Below are 15,963 nucleotides of genomic sequence, written 5' to 3'. Positions count from 1 at the left end.
CCGTGCCGGGATAGCGCATAAAACGGGGGACATTCGTCCCCCGTCATCGCGATAGCGTTAGAAATTCAGCTCAACCGCCGCGCCGACCAGGCGGCCTCGCTGCAGGGTCGCCGTGTAGATGTCATTACTTCTGACCATCTCGCGGCGGTCGGAATCAAACAGGTTTTTCGCATACAGCGTGGCGCGGCCGTAGTCGAAGGTGTAAGCCAGCTGGGCGTTGGCCGTCCAATAGGAGCCGATACGCCCGCGCGAATCGTTGTCATACGCCGAGTAATAGGAGTCCGAGAACGCCACGTTGCTGCTCAGCTCCCACCCTTTCAGGAACTGATATTTGGCGCCCATATTGGCGGTGTAAGCCGGTGCGCGCGCCAGCTCATGCCCTTCCACGCCGCTGCCCGAGAATTTCTTGATGTCGGTTTTCAGCAGGCCGAGGTTGCCGAACAGCTCAAAGTCCCAACGCGGCTGCCAGGTGGCGCCGATTTCCGCGCCGTAGGTTTCCACCTTGTCGGCGTTGCGGATCACGCTGGAGTTCTCACCCAACGAGTACGGCAGCTGCATGTCTTTGTAATCGTTGTAGAAGATGTTACCCGTCAGCACCACGTTGGCGTCTTTCAGGTGATGGCGGGTATACAGCTCATAGTTCCACACATACTCGGAACCGTAGGTATAGCTGACCACCGGCGTGCCGATCGTGATGCCGCCGCCGCCGGCGTTATAGCCGCGCGCGATCTTGGCGCCGTAGGTTTGGGTATCCGTCGGTTTCCAGGCCACGTCCAGCTTCGGCAGGAACACGGTGTAGGTTTCATCGAAGTCGATACGTACCGCCTGACTGCCGCCGTCGCGGCGGCGGTGTTCGCGTTCCAGACGGCTGGCGGCGGTCACGTCCACCTGCGGCGTCAGCGCATAGGTCAGCTCAGCGAACGCCGAATGGGTATCGGTTTTATCCTTGAAGGTCGATCCGCCGAAGATGTTGACGAACTCATCCTGCGTACCGTGGAAATAACGCAGCCCAGCCAGCCCGTGCAGGCGGCTGCCCGCGCCGCCGAAGCGCACCACCGGCTCTACGTGAACTTCCTGGCCGTCAATCTCGGCGTATTGGATGTTGTAAGCGGTAGGACGGTTGATGTTGAAATCGGTATAGATAACGCGGTTTTCCAACGTCAGCGCATCGGAGGCCTCCCAGGCCAGATCCCAGATGGTGCTGTTCATGTTGCTTTTGAACACGGCGCGGCGCGGATCGTGGCGCGGATTGGTTGGGTGCGGCTGCGGGTTGAGGCTTTCGTTCTGTGGTGCGGTGCTGCCGAAATGGTTAAAGGTCAGTTTGGTAGTCAGGTCGCGCAAGCCGGCCGGATTGAACAACAGCTTGGCGCGGGCGGTGGTGGCTTCCACTTCTCGCGGATCGCCCACCGGCGCATAGGCCGGCAGATCGGCCTCGCTGCGGCGGCGCTGGCGATCGACGCTCACGCGGAACGCCAGCTGATCTTCCACCAGCGGGCCGGACGCCATGGCGGCCAGTTGCGAAGAGTGTTGGTTGCCGGCGCCGCCCTTGAAGGCGCTTTCCCACTCGAAGGTCGGATCTTTACTGGCCATGACGATGGCGCCGGCGATGGCGTTGCGCCCCTGAATGTAGCTTTGCGGGCCGAGGAACACTTCGACGCGATCCAGATCCCACAGCGACTGCGGGCCGAACGCCTGTTCGTTATAGGTCAGCGAACGGCCGTCCAACGACAGGTTGAGGCGCGGGCGGGTGCCGCTGAGGAAGGCGTTGGCGCCGACGTTCGGACCGGAACCGTCGATACCGCGCACGGTCGGAAGTTCGTTGCCGATGCCCAGATCCACCACGTTGGGGGTCATGCGCAGCAGATCGGGGATCTGCACTGCGTCGGGCATCGATGCGATGCGGTTGCTGTCGAACACCTGCACGCTGGAACTGGTGTCGAAAATAGAACGTTTGACCTTCTCACCGGTAACCAGCAGCGTTTCCGCGTCCTGGTAGGTTTCGTTGCTCTTCGTTTCCGCCGCGTTGACGTTACCGATCGCCAGTGAACAAACCCCTAAAAATACGGAGGAAAACGCCCCAATGGCTTTCATCCCCGCTTTTTCCCCGTTTCCTACGCTTTCATGCCGTTGAGCCGCAAAATGCTTGCCCATAGATGTCTTCTCCTTTCATCCCAGAGGTGCACAAAATTTGATTTTTTTTACACAACCTACATCGACACTCACACAGACCATGACGCTGCGGCCTTCCCGGCCTTGCTGTTGCTTATCCCTGCGGCAAACCCATGTTTTTCGCGGCCAAACGAGCGCGGCCCCGTCCACGGCCAAGCCGCCGGCGAAGCGGCCGGCAGCTTGTATAAAAACGTAAAAGAGTGTTAAGAATGATAATATTTTGCATTTTATAATGCAAATCATTATCAACAAAGATGAGGAGCCGAGCACGGAAACAGCCAGAAAGCCTTATACTTTTGCAGGTAAAACAAGCGCTGTAATAACAAGCAATCATTTCAATGCTAAGAATAATATAGATAAATTATTCACCTCCAAAGCCCTACCTGCCCGGCATCGCTAAAACCCCTTATAAATAGCACCTTCACGCCAAATGGATTAAATAATAATAATTTTCATTCCTATTAACATTTGGATATATTCTTGCAGTCTCGTTGGCTGAATCAAAATGGATACCCGATGAAAGCTTTGACCACGATGCAGGCCGCCTATTGGGTAGGCCGACAGTCCGCTCCTCCCCTCGGCGGCATGGCCGCCCACCTGTATGCGGAATTCGACGGCGGCGAGCTGGACATCGCCCGGCTGCGCCAGGCTGTCGAGGCGCTGTACCTGCACCATCCGCTGTTACGCCTGCGCATTACCGATGATGGCCGGCAGACGATCGCGCCTCCCGGCCCCCGGCACTCCTTGCATATCGACGACTGGCAACATGCCGATGAAGCGAAGCTGGCGGCCGCGCTCGCCGCCAAACGCCAGGCGAAAAGTACCCAGCTGCTGCCGCTGGAACAGGGCGTGCCCTGCGATATCAGCCTGAGCCTGTTGCCGGAAGGGCGCAGCCGCCTGCATGTCGATCTCGATATGATCGCCGGCGATGCCATGAGCTTTCGCCTGTTGATGGAAGATCTGACGGCGTTTTATCACCAGTGCCCACCGGCCCCCTCCCATGACGCGCCGCCGGCCTACTTCGATCACCTCGAACAACGCGACGCCGACGAGGCGCTGCGCCAGCGGCGCGAACGCGGCCAGCGTTGGTGGCGTGAGCGCCTGGCGCAGGTGCCACCGGCGCCGCGCCTGCTGCGCACGCCGGACCGCTGCCGCAGCGATCGCCTGGCCATACAGCTGAATGCGGAAGAAAGCCGCGCGCTGGAGAGCGCCGCCAAACGGCATCACACCTCGCTCTCGACGCTGTTTTTAGCGCTGTTCGCGCTGGCCGTCGGCCAGGGTTGGAACATGACGCGCTTTCGGCTCAACGTGCCGCTGTTCCACCGCGAGAGCGAACGGGAGGACGCGCATCGCCTCATCGGCGATTTCTCTAACCTGGTGCTGCTAGGCGTGGAACTGAACCCGACGGAAAATCTGAGCGCTTTCTGCCGGCGCCTGATGGCACAGCTGGCGGAGCTGATCGAGCATGCGGATTACCCCGGCGTGAGCGTGATGCGCGATCTGTCGCGCCTGCACGGCAGCCTGCAGCCTTCGCCGGTGGTGTTTACCGCCGGTTTTGGCATCCGCGGCAAGACGCTGTTTTCCGAACGGGTCACCGACACCTTCGGCCATCTCGGCTGGGTCATCTCTCAGGGGCCGCAGGTGGCGCTGGATGCGCAGGTCGCCCACGTCGACGACGGCATTCTGATCAACTGGGACGTGCGGCTGGATGCGTTCCCCGAGCAGGTGCTGCCACGCCTGCTGGCCTGTTACCGGGCGCTGCTGCACTTGGCCGCGCGGCAAACGGAGGCGTTCGATCGCCCGCTGTCGCAGCTGTTGGCGCAATGCACGCCCGACGCGCTGGCGCAGCAGGCGCCGGTGCGCCAGGTGCTGCATCGGCTGCTGGCGCGGGTGGCCCCCGGGGCCGGCTTGCGCGACCACGACGATATCCGCCGGTTGGCCTTGCCGGATGCCGGGGTGAACGCGCTGCTGACGGTGCTCAACAAGTATCTGGCTGCGGCGCTGACGGCGCAGGATCTGGCGGCGCATTCCTCCCCTGCGGCGCTGGCGGCGCTGATCTGCCAACGCTCGCCCGAGGCAGGAAAGCATGCGAAAACGCTGCTCGCCGCGCTGGCGCCGCAGCACTGAGATCGGTTTCCGGGCGCGCGGCGCCCGGCTCGTTTTAATCGGTTAGCGACTATAGGGAAGTACCATGGAGACAGCATTAACCGCACTGCAGCAGGCCTATCTTCTGGGCCGCAGCGATCGATGGCCGCTCGGCGGCGTGGCGATGCACGACTTTCGCGAATACCGCGCCCGGCAGCCGGATATGCCGCGCTTTGAAGCGCGCCTGAGCGAGCTGGTACAGCACTACCCGGCGTTGCGCACCTGCATTGATGTGCAGCGCGGCACGCAGCACGTACGCCCGGAGGTGACGCTGCATCTGGATCGTCACGATCTGCGCGCCCTTGATGGCGAAGCGGCGCAGCGCCAGGTCGAACAACTGCGCGAGCGTTACTCCCACCAGCGCCACGATCCGAGCCAACCGCTGTGGCGCATCGCCGTGATCCAACTTGCCGAACAGCAGGATCCGACGGGATCGCCGTACGATACGCTGATCTTTACCAGTTTCGATGCCTTGATCCTCGACGGCCAAGGGATCTCCACCGTGATCGCACGCCTGTTCGACGATCGCCCTCTGACGCCGACCGCCGCCGCGCTGCCGCTCCCCACCGCATCGGCGGCGCAGCGCCAGGCCGACGCCGCCTACTGGCGCGAAAAGCTGCAGGATGTCACCACGCCGTCGGCGTTGCCGTGGCGCGCCCCGCTCGCCAATCTCACCTCATCGCGCTATCGCCGCGCCAGCCTGACGCTGCCGCGCGATACGATAAAACGGCTTGGCCGTCTGGGATCGCCGCATGCGCTGCTGCGCAACAGCCTGCTGTCGGCGCTGATCCTCGATACGCTGGCCCACTGGACCACCGACGGCGAGCTGTGCGTCGGCGTGCCGGTAGCGTTCCCCGCCGCCGACGGCGCTCTGGGCAACGCCTCCAGCTTCGTGGCGGTGCGCTATTCCCGCCACGGCGAAGACTTTATCCAACGCGCGCAAGCCTTACAGGACGACGTGCTCGGCGCGCTCGACCACCTGACGTTTTCCGGCGTCGATCTGGCGCGGCAGTTGCTCGGCCAAAGCCAGGGCGGCCCGGCGCTGCCGGTGATCCTGACCAACTGCCTGGGCTGGGAAACGCTGCCGGCCGAGGCGCCGGTGCGCTTCCACGACGGCCTGACCCAAACGCCGCAGGTCGCCATCGACATTCGCCTGACGCTGGACAGCGAAAAAAACCTGCAGCTGTGCGTGGACTACGCCGAGCAGGCACTGCACGGCGAGCAGGTAGAAGCCATGCTGGCGGCACTGCAGCGACGCATCCTGCACAGCTGCCAACGGGCCGACCTGGCGATCGCGCCGCGGGACTTCATCAATCTGACGCATTACCGCCACAACGACAGCGAAGCGAATTACGCACCTTATCCTTATTTGGCGCAGCTGGCCGAGCGGCTGTTTGGCGTACAAAACGGCGGCAACGCGCTGATCTGCGGCGAACAGACGCTGACCTACCGCGAACTGGGCCAGCGGATCGCCACGGCGATCGCCAACCTGCAGAGCCGCGGCGTGCAGCCGGGCAACGTGGTGGCGCTGTATCTGTCGCGCAGCCCGGAACAGATCATCTTCAGCCTCGCCTGCGCCCTGCAGGGCGTGATCTGGGTGCCTGTCGATATCAACTCGCCGCCGGAGCGCACCGCCTACCTGCTGGAAAACTGCCGGCCGACGCTGGTGGTGCACGGCGGCGATCTGGAGACGCCGATCGGCGTAACGCCGGCGGCCCTGCTGGCGCCGACGGATCGCGCGCCTGCGCTGCCGGATGAACAGACGTTGGCGGAACGCAGCGCCAGCCAGGCCGCGAGCTACTACCTGTATACCTCCGGCACCACCGGTAAACCCAAATGCGTGGTGCTCAACAACCGCGCCACCGCCAACGTCGTCCACCAGACTCAGCAACGCTGGGCGGTCACCGTCGACGACGTATTCATTTCCGTCACGCCGCCACACCATGACATGTCGATGTTCGATCTGTTCGGTTCGCTGTGCGCCGGCGCCACGCTGGTGCTGCCGGCGCCGCATCAGGAAAAGGACGCCATCAGCTGGAACCAGCTGGTGGAAAAGCATCGGGTCACCCTGTGGTGTTCGGTGCCCGCCATTCTGGAGATGCTGCTCACCTGCAAAACGGCCGACAGTCTGCGTTCGCTGCGCCTGGTGGCGCAAGGCGGCGACTACATCAAGCCGGCGACGGTGCAAACCCTGCGCACCCTGCGCCCGGATCTCGCGCTGTTCTCGCTCGGCGGGCCGACCGAAACCACCATCTGGAGCATCTGGCACCCGATCGCCCCGCAGGAGAGCGGCACCGTGCCTTACGGCCGCCCGCTCCCGGCCAACCGCTACTTCATCTGCCATGACGACGGCAGCCACTGCCCGGCCGGCGTGGTCGGCCGCATTTATACCGCCGGGGTCAACCTGGCGTTGGGCTATCTGGAGCAGGGGGAGCTGAAGCAGCATGACTTCGTCACCCTCGAAGGGCCGGACGGGCAACCGCTGCGCGCTTTCCGCACCGGCGATCGGGGCTACTACCGTGCGGACGGCAACATCATGTTCGCCACCCGGGTGAACGGCTATGTGAAGATCCGCGGCGTGCGCGTCTCGTTGCCGGAAATCGAAGATGTGCTGCGCCGCCATCCGGCGATCCTGGATATGGTGGTGGTGGACTATCCCAGCGGAGAGAACAACGAAGCGGCGCTCGGCGCCCTGTATCTGACCCGCGACGGCAAACCGCTGCCGCTGTCCGAGATCCGCGCCTTCGCCACCGGCTATCTGCCCTGCACCCATATTCCCACGCGCTTTATCCATGCCGAGGCGCTGCCGCTGTCCGCCAACGGCAAAACCGACCGCCATCGCATCCGCGCCGATCTGAGCGACCAGCAAACCGCGCCGGCGCTGAACGCCTGTGCGGCGCCGCCGCCGAACGCGCCTTTGGCGCGCAGCGCAGAGATCCTGACTATTTACTGGCAGGCGATCGGCGTAACGCCACGCCCGGAATGGGGGGAAGAGACGGCGTTTATCACCATGGGGCTGAAGTTGCCGCATATCAAACAGGTGGCGGAGCGCCTCAATGACGCTTTCGGCACCCGGCTGGTAAGCAGTTCGCTCCTGCCATGCAAGAACGCGCGCGAAGTGGTGGCATTGCTGGCCAACTGATGCCATAAAACTCGGGCGGGGGCATCCCCCGCCCGCACTTTATCAGGCAGGCAACGCCGTCAGAGCCGCCAGCGGTTGTTCCCAGGCTTCCCGCTGCAGCGCGCGCAACAGAAACTCTTGCAGCGCCTCGCCATAGTCCAGCACATCCTCCGTCGGGAACTGTTCCAGATAAATATCGATATCGACCTGCAGATCGCGGGCGTCGGTGCGGCCGCGATAAGTCAGATTAAAACCGTCGCCCGAACCGCCGGCCAATACGCGGCGGGTGCCGCTGCAGCCGGTAAACCGGGGCGCATCGAAGGGTTGCACGTTGATGAAAGGAGAAATAAAGAAGCGCGAGCCTGGCTCCACGCCGCGATCGGCGGCCAGTTGACGCAGGCGGTAGCCGGCGTGGCTGCGCAGCTCCCGCAGTTGCTGCGCCATCGTCATCAGAAAATCTCCCAGCGTCGCCGACGGGGGTGGCGACACCAGCAGCGGCAGCGTGTTGACCGCCAGCGAAGGCACGTTGGTGGCAGCCTGCCCGCGGCGATTCATCGCCGGCATCCACATCGGCAGCGTATCGCCTTGTCGGGTGTCGCGCGGCATCACCTGAAACAGCCAGGCCGCCGACAGCGCCACCAGCAAGTCGGGCCAATTGATGCCGCTGCGTTCCGCCAGCTGTGCCAGCCGTTGCGATACCGCCGCCGGCAGCCGGTGGTGGGTGCTTAGACGCCGCACGCCATAGGCCTCACCGCCCTTGCGCACCGTCGGCAGCGCCTGCGACGGCGGCAGATAGCTCTGCCAAAAGCGCCGATCGCGCTCGCATCGCTCAGAATCAGCGTAGGCCAGCTCGGCCTGTTGAAAGGCGTCAAAGGCGCCAAAGGGAATACCCGCGCTGCCTTCACCCAGATAGTGCGCATATAACGCGGCGCAGCGGTGTTCAATCAAGGCCATGCCGAAGCCATCAACCAGAATATGGTGCGCACGCACGTACCAGAGGTAGCGCTCCGGCCCCAGCTTGAGCAGCCAGGCGGCGGCTAGCGGCTCGCTGTGCAGCGCCCGGCGCTGCGCGATATCTTCGCGCATCAGGCTTTGCGCCGCCTGCCAGGGATCGCCGTGCGTTTGCAGATCGATGCGTTGTAATGGCGGTATGCGTTGTGGATCGTGCCGTAACGGCGGAGGAGCGTCGCCACGCCGCTCACCAAAGCGCAGGGCAAACGCCTGCGTCTCGGCGAGGGTAGTGGCGATCGCCCGGCAGAGCGTCTCTTCCTCTACCGCGCCGCACAGTTCGGTGCAGTGTGCGACGGTGGACAGGGTCTGCCCGGGGTGCAAGGTGTGTTCTTCCCAGAAATCAAGCTGCGCTGGCGCCAGCGGCAACCATTCAGAGGCCAAAGCGGTGTCCGACATGTTACCTACCTTTGATAAGCCCGAATAAAGACGCCGAACGGGCGTAACCCCGCCGTTCAACGGCTTTTGCGTGTCTCCATACATCATTAAATGAAAATGATAATAACATCTATTATCATTTCTATTAATTTGGTAACACTTTAGATTCTGTTAAGCGGGGATGCAAGTCGCGCAGTAGGGCAAAGAAAAGAAAGCGGCAGGTTGAAGGGCCATAAAAACAAAACGCCCCGGCACAACTGCCCGGGGCGTTTTTAACATCGGCGAGACTCGGCGATTAGGCCTGATTGGCCGGCTTCACCTTCTGCGCCAGAAACTCCGTTTCGTAGGCCAGCGCCTTCTTGCGATCGAACTGGTGCTCCCATTTGGCGATCACCAATACCGCCAACGCGTTACCCACGACGTTCAGCGCGGTGCGCGCCATATCCAGGATACGGTCCACGCCGGCGATGAACGCCAGGCCTTCCAGCGGAATGCCGACGCTGCCCAGCGTGGCCAGCAGCACCACGAACGAGACGCCCGGCACGCCGGCAATCCCTTTCGAGGTGACCATCAGCGTCAGCACCAGCACGATCTCCTGCCCCAACGACAGCTCGATGCCGTACAGCTGGGCGATAAAGATGGCGGCGATGCTCTGGTACAGCGTCGAGCCATCCAGGTTAAAGGAGTAGCCGGTCGGCACCACGAAGCTGGTGATCGACTTGGGCGCGCCGTAAGCCTCCATCTTTTCGATGATGCGCGGCAGCACCGTTTCCGAGCTGGCGGTGGAATAAGCCAGGATCAGTTCGTCTTTCAGGATGCGGATCAGCGTCCAGATGCGCAGGTTGCACAGCCGGGCGACCGCCCCCAGCACCACCAGGGCGAAGAACGCGATGGCGAAGTACACCAGCACCACCAGTTTGGCCAGCGGCAGCAGCGAAGCGAAACCGAAGTTGGCTACCGTGACCGCAATCAGGCCAAACACCCCGATCGGCGCATAGCGCATGATCATGTGGGTGACTTTGAACATGCTTTCGGACACCGCCTTGAACACCTTCAGCAGCGGCTCTTTGGTCTCTTTCGGCAACGACGACAGCCCCAGACCGAACAGCACCGAGAAGAAGATAATCGGCAACATGTCGCCCTTGGCCATCGACGAGAAGACGTTCGACGGGATCAGCGACAGAATGGTCGCCACCAGGCTGTGCGAACCGCTTTGCACCTGTTCGGTGGTTTTCTCATACTGCGAAATGTCCACCGTGGTCAGCGTCGACATATCGATGCCGTGGCCGGGTTGGAATACGTTGGCCAACGTCAACCCCACCACGATGGCAACGGTGGTGATCACTTCGAAGTAAATAATGGTTTTCAATCCGATGCGGCCCAGCTTTTTCGCATCGCCCACGCCGGCAATACCGACGATCAGCGTGGAAATAACGATCGGCACCACAATCATCTTGATCAGACGAATAAAGATATCGCCCGCCGGGCTGAGAATATTACTCACCAGCCACTCACGAGATTCGGTCTGGTTGTGCAATACCGCGCCAACAATAATACCCAGTACCAACGCGATCAGGATTTGCCAAGCCAGGCTAATTTTTACACTTTTCATACCCAAAAAGTCCTCAAAGACCCTTTTCGCCGTACAAAGTCGCAACACGGCGAAAAGAATACTTAATCATTTATTACAGGCTTATGTTAATTCAGTGGAAGCGTTCACCTGCCCTGGGTGCGACGCAGTATAAATCTGTATCATCCGGGCGGCATGCTCTGCAAGCCTTGATTTGTCAGGGTTGAGCGCTGAATCGAATAACAAAAATTTCGCGTTACTATTTCAAACGGCATAATTGCTTGTTATTAAAAACATAATTTTTCATACAATGAAGCACACAAGCACGCCGGCGACGATTTTTTGAACGCCATTAAAATGCGTTATTTTTCACCCATTCTGCATATTTAATCCGCATAAAATGTTTATATTTTGTTACTTAAAAGTCAAACAAATGAGAATTGACCGAGTGACACTTTCGGCCATAAATGCAGCGCCACTTTATATTCAGATTAAAAAACGAACGATATTGCAGAGCGAATGCCATAAGGTATCATCCGACCTTTCATCAGGAATTAAGGTTAATAAAACGTTATTTCACGATATGTCGTCCATCGTTATATGGTGTTAATACCAACTTCGAATATTAATAGCGAAAAATAATCCAAAAAGATTTATAGCGAGAAATAATTATGACCCTGCGCGTATCTATTAATATCGAGGCAGTTCCCCCCCGTCTTTGTTTATTCTTTTTTGTTCTTTATATAAGTGTTTTTGGTTAAAAATGCGGGTTTATGGGGATTTAAGCACCAAAGAGATAGATATGCCCTGCAAATGCGACAGAACGATTACAAATCAATATCTTTGTTGCGTGATCTGCCGCGCAAAAAAGAAACAAAGAATCGTAGCAAACTATACTTAACCTTCAGTTGACATATCATTAACAACTTCAAGGAGAAAAGCTATGAGCCAACTGCATAAACACGCTATTCCTTCTGCAATTGCAGAACGCGCCCTGATTAATCCGGCACAATACCAAGAGTATTATCAACAGTCGGTTCAAGACCCAGAGGCTTTCTGGGGTGAGCATGGCAAAATCCTGGATTGGATCAAACCCTATACCAAAGTTAAAAATACCTCGTTCGATCCGGGCCACGTCAGCATTCGCTGGTTTGAAGACGGCACGTTGAACCTGGCGGCCAACTGTCTGGACCGCCATTTGGCCGAGCGCGGCGACCAAACCGCCATTATCTGGGAAGGCGATGACCCAACCCAATCCAAAAAAGTGACTTACACACAGTTGCACCATGACGTCTGCCAGTTCGCCAACGTGCTGAAAAAGCTCGGCGTGAAAAAGGGCGACGTGGTGGCTATCTATATGCCGATGGTGCCGGAAGCGGCGGTTGCGATGCTGGCCTGCGCGCGCATCGGCGCCGTACATTCGGTGATCTTCGGCGGCTTCTCGCCGGAAGCGGTCGCCGGGCGCATTATCGACTCCAACGCCAAGCTGGTGATCACCGCCGATGAAGGCCTGCGCGCCGGCCGCGCCGTGCCGCTGAAAAAGAACGTCGATGATGCGCTGAAAAATCCCAGCGTGGTCAGCGTCGCCAACGTGGTGGTGTTCCAACGCACCGGGAGGCCGGGCTACTGGCAGGAAGGGCGCGATCTGTGGTGGCATGAGCTGATCCAGGGCGTCTCCGCCGACTGCCCGCCGGAAGAAGTGAACGCCGAAGATCCGCTGTTTATCCTGTACACCTCAGGCTCGACCGGCAAACCGAAAGGCGTGCTGCACACCACAGGCGGCTATCTGGTGTACGCCGCGATGACCTTTAAATATGTGTTTGACTACCACGACGGCGACATTTACTGGTGCACCGCCGACGTGGGCTGGGTTACCGGCCACAGCTATCTGCTGTACGGCCCGCTGGCCTGCGGCGCCACCACGCTGATGTTCGAAGGCGTGCCTAACTATCCGGGCGTCAATCGCCTGTCGCAGGTGATCGACAAGCACCAGGTCAACATTCTGTATACCGCACCAACCGCCATTCGCGCCCTGATGGCCGAAGGCGACAAGGCGATCGAAGGCACCCGACGCGATTCGCTGCGCATCATGGGCTCGGTCGGCGAGCCGATCAACCCGGAAGCCTGGGAGTGGTACTACAACAAGATAGGCAACGCAAAGTGCCCGATCGTCGACACCTGGTGGCAAACCGAAACCGGCGGCTTCATGATTACCCCGCTGCCGGGCGCCACCGAGCTGAAGGCCGGTTCCGCCACGCGGCCGTTCTTCGGCGTACAGCCGGCGCTGGTCGATAACGTCGGCACACCGCAGGAAGGCGCCTGCGAAGGCAACCTGGTGATCGTCGACTCCTGGCCGGGCCAGGCACGCACCCTGTTCGGCGATCATGACCGCTTCGAGCAAACCTACTTCTCGACCTTCAAAGGCATGTACTTCAGCGGTGACGGCGCCCGTCGCGACGAGGACGGTTACTACTGGATCACCGGCCGCGTCGACGACGTGCTGAACGTCTCCGGCCACCGTCTGGGCACCGCCGAGATCGAGTCTGCGCTGGTATCGCACCCGAAAATCGCCGAAGCCGCGGTGGTCGGCATTCCTCATAACATCAAAGGCCAGGCGATCTACGCCTACATCACGCTGAACCACGGCGAAGAACCGACGCCGGAGCTCTATACCGAAGTGCGCAACTGGGTGCGCAAAGAGATAGGGCCGATCGCCACGCCGGACGTGCTGCACTGGACAGATTCGCTGCCCAAGACGCGCTCCGGCAAGATCATGCGGCGTATCCTGCGCAAAATTGCCGCCGGCGACACCAGCAACCTGGGGGACACCTCCACGCTGGCGGATCCGGCCGTAGTCGACAAGCTGTTGGAAGAAAAACAATCAATGAAAGTGCCGTCATAATTTACGCCGCTTCAGGCCGTTCATTCGGATAACGCGCCGTTGAGCGGCCCTGGCGCGGCGTAATCTCTCAATACCGACTGGAGACACTCTGATGAATGACACCATTTATCAAGGGATTGAAGAAAACCCGCGCTTTAAAGAGCTGGTGAGAAAACGCGGCCGGTTCGCCTGGCTGCTTTCGCTGATTACGCTGGCGCTGTACGTCGGCTTTATTCTGTTGATCGCCTTCGATCCGCAATGGCTCGGCACGCCGATCGCCGCCGGATCGACCATCACCCGCGGGATCCCGGTCGGCGTCGGGCTGATCGTGATCTCTTTCGTCTTGACCGGGATCTACGTGTTTCGCGCCAACGGCGAGTTCGATCGCCTCACCGCAGAAATTCTGCGTGAGGTGAAACAATGAAGCGCTTATTCTCTGCCACCGCGCTGCTGTTGCTGCCCGGTCTGGCCTGCGCCGAAGCCATCGGCGGCGAAGTGCATCGTCAGCCGCTGAACATCCAGGCGATCGTGATGTTTATCCTGTTTGTCGGCGCCACGCTCTACATCACCTATTGGGCGTCCAAACGCACCCGTTCCCGTCAGGATTACTACACCGCGGGCGGGCGCATCACCGGCCTGCAAAACGGGTTGGCGATCGCCGGCGACTTCATGTCTGCCGCCTCGTTTCTCGGCATCTCCGCCCTGGTCTACACCTCGGGCTATGACGGCCTGATCTACTCCATCGGCTTCCTCATCGGCTGGCCGATCATTCTGTTCCTGATCGCGGAGCGCCTGCGCAACCTCGGCCGCTATACCTTTGCCGATGTCGCCTCTTACCGCCTAAAACAGAAACCGATCCGCACCCTGTCGGCCTGCGGCTCGTTGGTGGTGGTGGCGCTGTATCTGATCGCGCAGATGGTCGGCGCCGGCAAACTGATCCAGCTGCTGTTCGGGCTCAACTACCACGTGGCGGTGATCCTGGTCGGTATCCTGATGGTGCTGTACGTGCTGTTCGGCGGCATGCTGGCCACCACCTGGGTGCAAATCATCAAGGCGGTGCTGCTGCTGGCCGGCGCCAGCTTTATGGCGTTGATGGTGATGAAGTCGGTCAACTTCGACTTCAATACCCTGTTCGCCGAAGCGGTGAAGGTGCATCCGAAAGGCATCGCCATCATGAGCCCCGGCGGTCTGGTCTCCGATCCGATTTCCGCGCTGTCGCTCGGCCTGGCGCTGATGTTCGGCACCGCCGGTTTGCCGCACATCCTGATGCGCTTCTTCACCGTGAGTGACGCCAAAGAAGCGCGCAAGAGCGTGTTCTACGCCACCGGCTTTATCGGTTACTTCTATATTCTGACTTTTATCATCGGCTTCGGCGCCATCTTGCTGGTCAGCGCCAATCCGGCGTTCAAAGACGCCACCGGCGCGCTGCTGGGCGGCACCAACATGGCGGCAGTGCACCTGGCCAATGCCGTTGGCGGCAACTTCTTCCTCGGCTTTATCTCGGCGGTGGCCTTCGCCACCATTCTGGCGGTCGTTGCAGGCCTGACGCTGGCCGGCGCCTCGGCCGTTTCCCACGATCTGTACGCCAGCGTGATGAAAAACGGCAAGGCGACCGAACGCGATGAGCTGAAGGTCTCCAAAATCACCGTCGTGGTGCTCGGCCTGGTCGCTATCGCGCTGGGGATTTTGTTCGAGAAGCAAAACATCGCCTTTATGGTCGGGCTGGCGTTCTCTATCGCCGCCAGCTGTAACTTCCCTATCATCATCCTGTCGATGTACTGGTCGCGTTTGACCACTCGCGGCGCAATGATTGGCGGCTGGCTGGGCCTGCTGACGGCGGTGATCCTGATGATCCTCGGCCCGACGATCTGGGTGCAGATCCTCGGCCATGAAAAACCGATTTACCCGTATGAATATCCGGCGCTGTTCTCAATGATCGTCGCCTTTGTCGGCACCTGGTTGTTTTCGATCACCGACAGCTCGCTGGCCGGGCAGCAAGAGCGGGAACGCTTCCGGGCTCAGTTTGTCCGTTCGCAAACCGGGTTGGGCATCTCTCAGGGCAGCTCGCATTGACCGAATAATAAGTGAAAAAAGCAAACACACCCTAATCAAAGGCCCTTCGGGGCCTTTTCTCTGGCTGTTTTGTCGGAGAAACAGCGCAGCGTAGCTGCGCTTTTTTGCGTTTTACGCATAGCAAAAAGCCCTGAACGTCAGTTCAGGGCTTTCGGCTTTGTTTGATGCCTGGCAGTGTCCTACTCTCGCATGGGGAGACCCCACACTACCATCGGCGCTACGGCGTTTCACTTCTGAGTTCGGCATGGGGTCAGGTGGGACCACCGCGCTATTGCCGCCAGGCAAATTCGTTTCATTCCAACCGCTTCACTCTCGTGTCGCCATCAGAACCAATCTCGGAACTTCGCTGAAAATATCTTCGTCTCTAAAACACCTTCGGTGTTGTAAGGTTAAGCCTCACGGATCATTAGTACTGGTTAGCTCAATGCATCGCTGCACTTACACACCCAGCCTATCAACGTCTTAGTCTTAAACGTTCCTTCAGTGGACTCAAAGTCCAAGGGAAGACTCATCTTGAGGCAAGTTTCGCGCTTAGATGCTTTCAGCGCTTATCTTTTCCGCACTTAGCTACCGGGCAATGCCATTGGCATGACAACCCGAACACCAGTGGTGCGTTCA

At 59.9% G+C, this 15,963-nt stretch carries 8 protein-coding genes and 2 rRNA genes; 5 read left to right on the top strand and 5 right to left on the bottom strand.

The genetic code is table 11. From position 1 onward, the window contains the following. Positions 1-57: 57 nt before the first annotated feature. Entirely contained in the window at positions 58-2,151 is a 2,094-nt protein-coding gene (locus ACJ8HN_RS13655) for a TonB-dependent receptor (RefSeq protein ID WP_442523570.1), read from the bottom strand. A 534-nt stretch (positions 2,152-2,685) separates the two neighbouring features. Between ACJ8HN_RS13655 and ACJ8HN_RS13650 the strand changes: the two genes are divergently transcribed. Continuing rightward, entirely contained in the window at positions 2,686-4,296 is a 1,611-nt protein-coding gene (locus ACJ8HN_RS13650) for a condensation domain-containing protein (RefSeq protein ID WP_442523569.1), read from the top strand. Between the two features lie 64 nt (positions 4,297-4,360). Beyond that, on the top strand, positions 4,361-7,456 hold the full coding sequence (locus ACJ8HN_RS13645) for an amino acid adenylation domain-containing protein (RefSeq protein ID WP_442523568.1): 3,096 nt from the start codon (positions 4,361-4,363) through the stop codon (positions 7,454-7,456). Positions 7,457-7,498: 42 nt separating this feature from the next. Here the strand turns inward: ACJ8HN_RS13645 and ACJ8HN_RS13640 are convergent, their stop codons facing one another. Then, a complete protein-coding gene (locus tag ACJ8HN_RS13640; RefSeq protein WP_342136442.1) occupies positions 7,499-8,842 on the bottom strand; it encodes a condensation domain-containing protein in 1,344 nt (447 codons plus the stop codon). 274 nt (positions 8,843-9,116) lie between these two features. Continuing rightward, positions 9,117-10,433, bottom strand: a complete 1,317-nt coding sequence (gene gltP, locus ACJ8HN_RS13635) for a glutamate/aspartate:proton symporter GltP (RefSeq protein WP_015376334.1) — start codon at positions 10,431-10,433, stop codon at positions 9,117-9,119. Positions 10,434-11,334: 901 nt separating this feature from the next. Here gltP and acs point away from each other — a divergent pair. The 3 genes from acs (at position 11,335) to actP (ending at position 15,345) form a co-directional block, all read left to right on the top strand. After that, the gene (gene acs, locus ACJ8HN_RS13630; protein ID WP_442523567.1) at positions 11,335-13,293 is read left to right on the top strand and encodes an acetate--CoA ligase; all 1,959 of its coding nucleotides are present in this window, start codon (positions 11,335-11,337) and stop codon (positions 13,291-13,293) included. 91 nt (positions 13,294-13,384) lie between these two features. Then, the gene (locus ACJ8HN_RS13625) at positions 13,385-13,696 is read left to right on the top strand and encodes a DUF485 domain-containing protein (RefSeq protein ID WP_004930047.1); all 312 of its coding nucleotides are present in this window, start codon (positions 13,385-13,387) and stop codon (positions 13,694-13,696) included. After that, positions 13,693-15,345: a cation/acetate symporter ActP gene (gene actP, locus ACJ8HN_RS13620; protein WP_442523566.1), complete on the top strand. Its 1,653-nt coding sequence runs from the start codon at positions 13,693-13,695 to the stop codon at positions 15,343-15,345. The genes ACJ8HN_RS13625 and actP overlap by 4 nt, the downstream gene beginning before the upstream one ends. A 166-nt stretch (positions 15,346-15,511) precedes the next feature. Here actP and rrf read toward each other — a convergent pair. Both rrf and ACJ8HN_RS13610 read right to left on the bottom strand, forming a co-directional pair. Next, positions 15,512-15,627: ribosomal RNA gene (gene rrf / locus ACJ8HN_RS13615) — 5S ribosomal RNA — on the bottom strand. Positions 15,628-15,730: 103 nt separating this feature from the next. Then, positions 15,731-15,963 (bottom strand): 23S ribosomal RNA (locus ACJ8HN_RS13610); the annotation flags it as partial.

This window comes from Serratia sp. CY29653, from assembly GCF_052169255.1.
GTDB classification, from domain to species: domain Bacteria; phylum Pseudomonadota; class Gammaproteobacteria; order Enterobacterales; family Enterobacteriaceae; genus Serratia; species Serratia sarumanii.
Note: the sequence above shows the minus strand (reverse complement) of the source record. Positions and strands in the feature narration are given on the sequence as shown.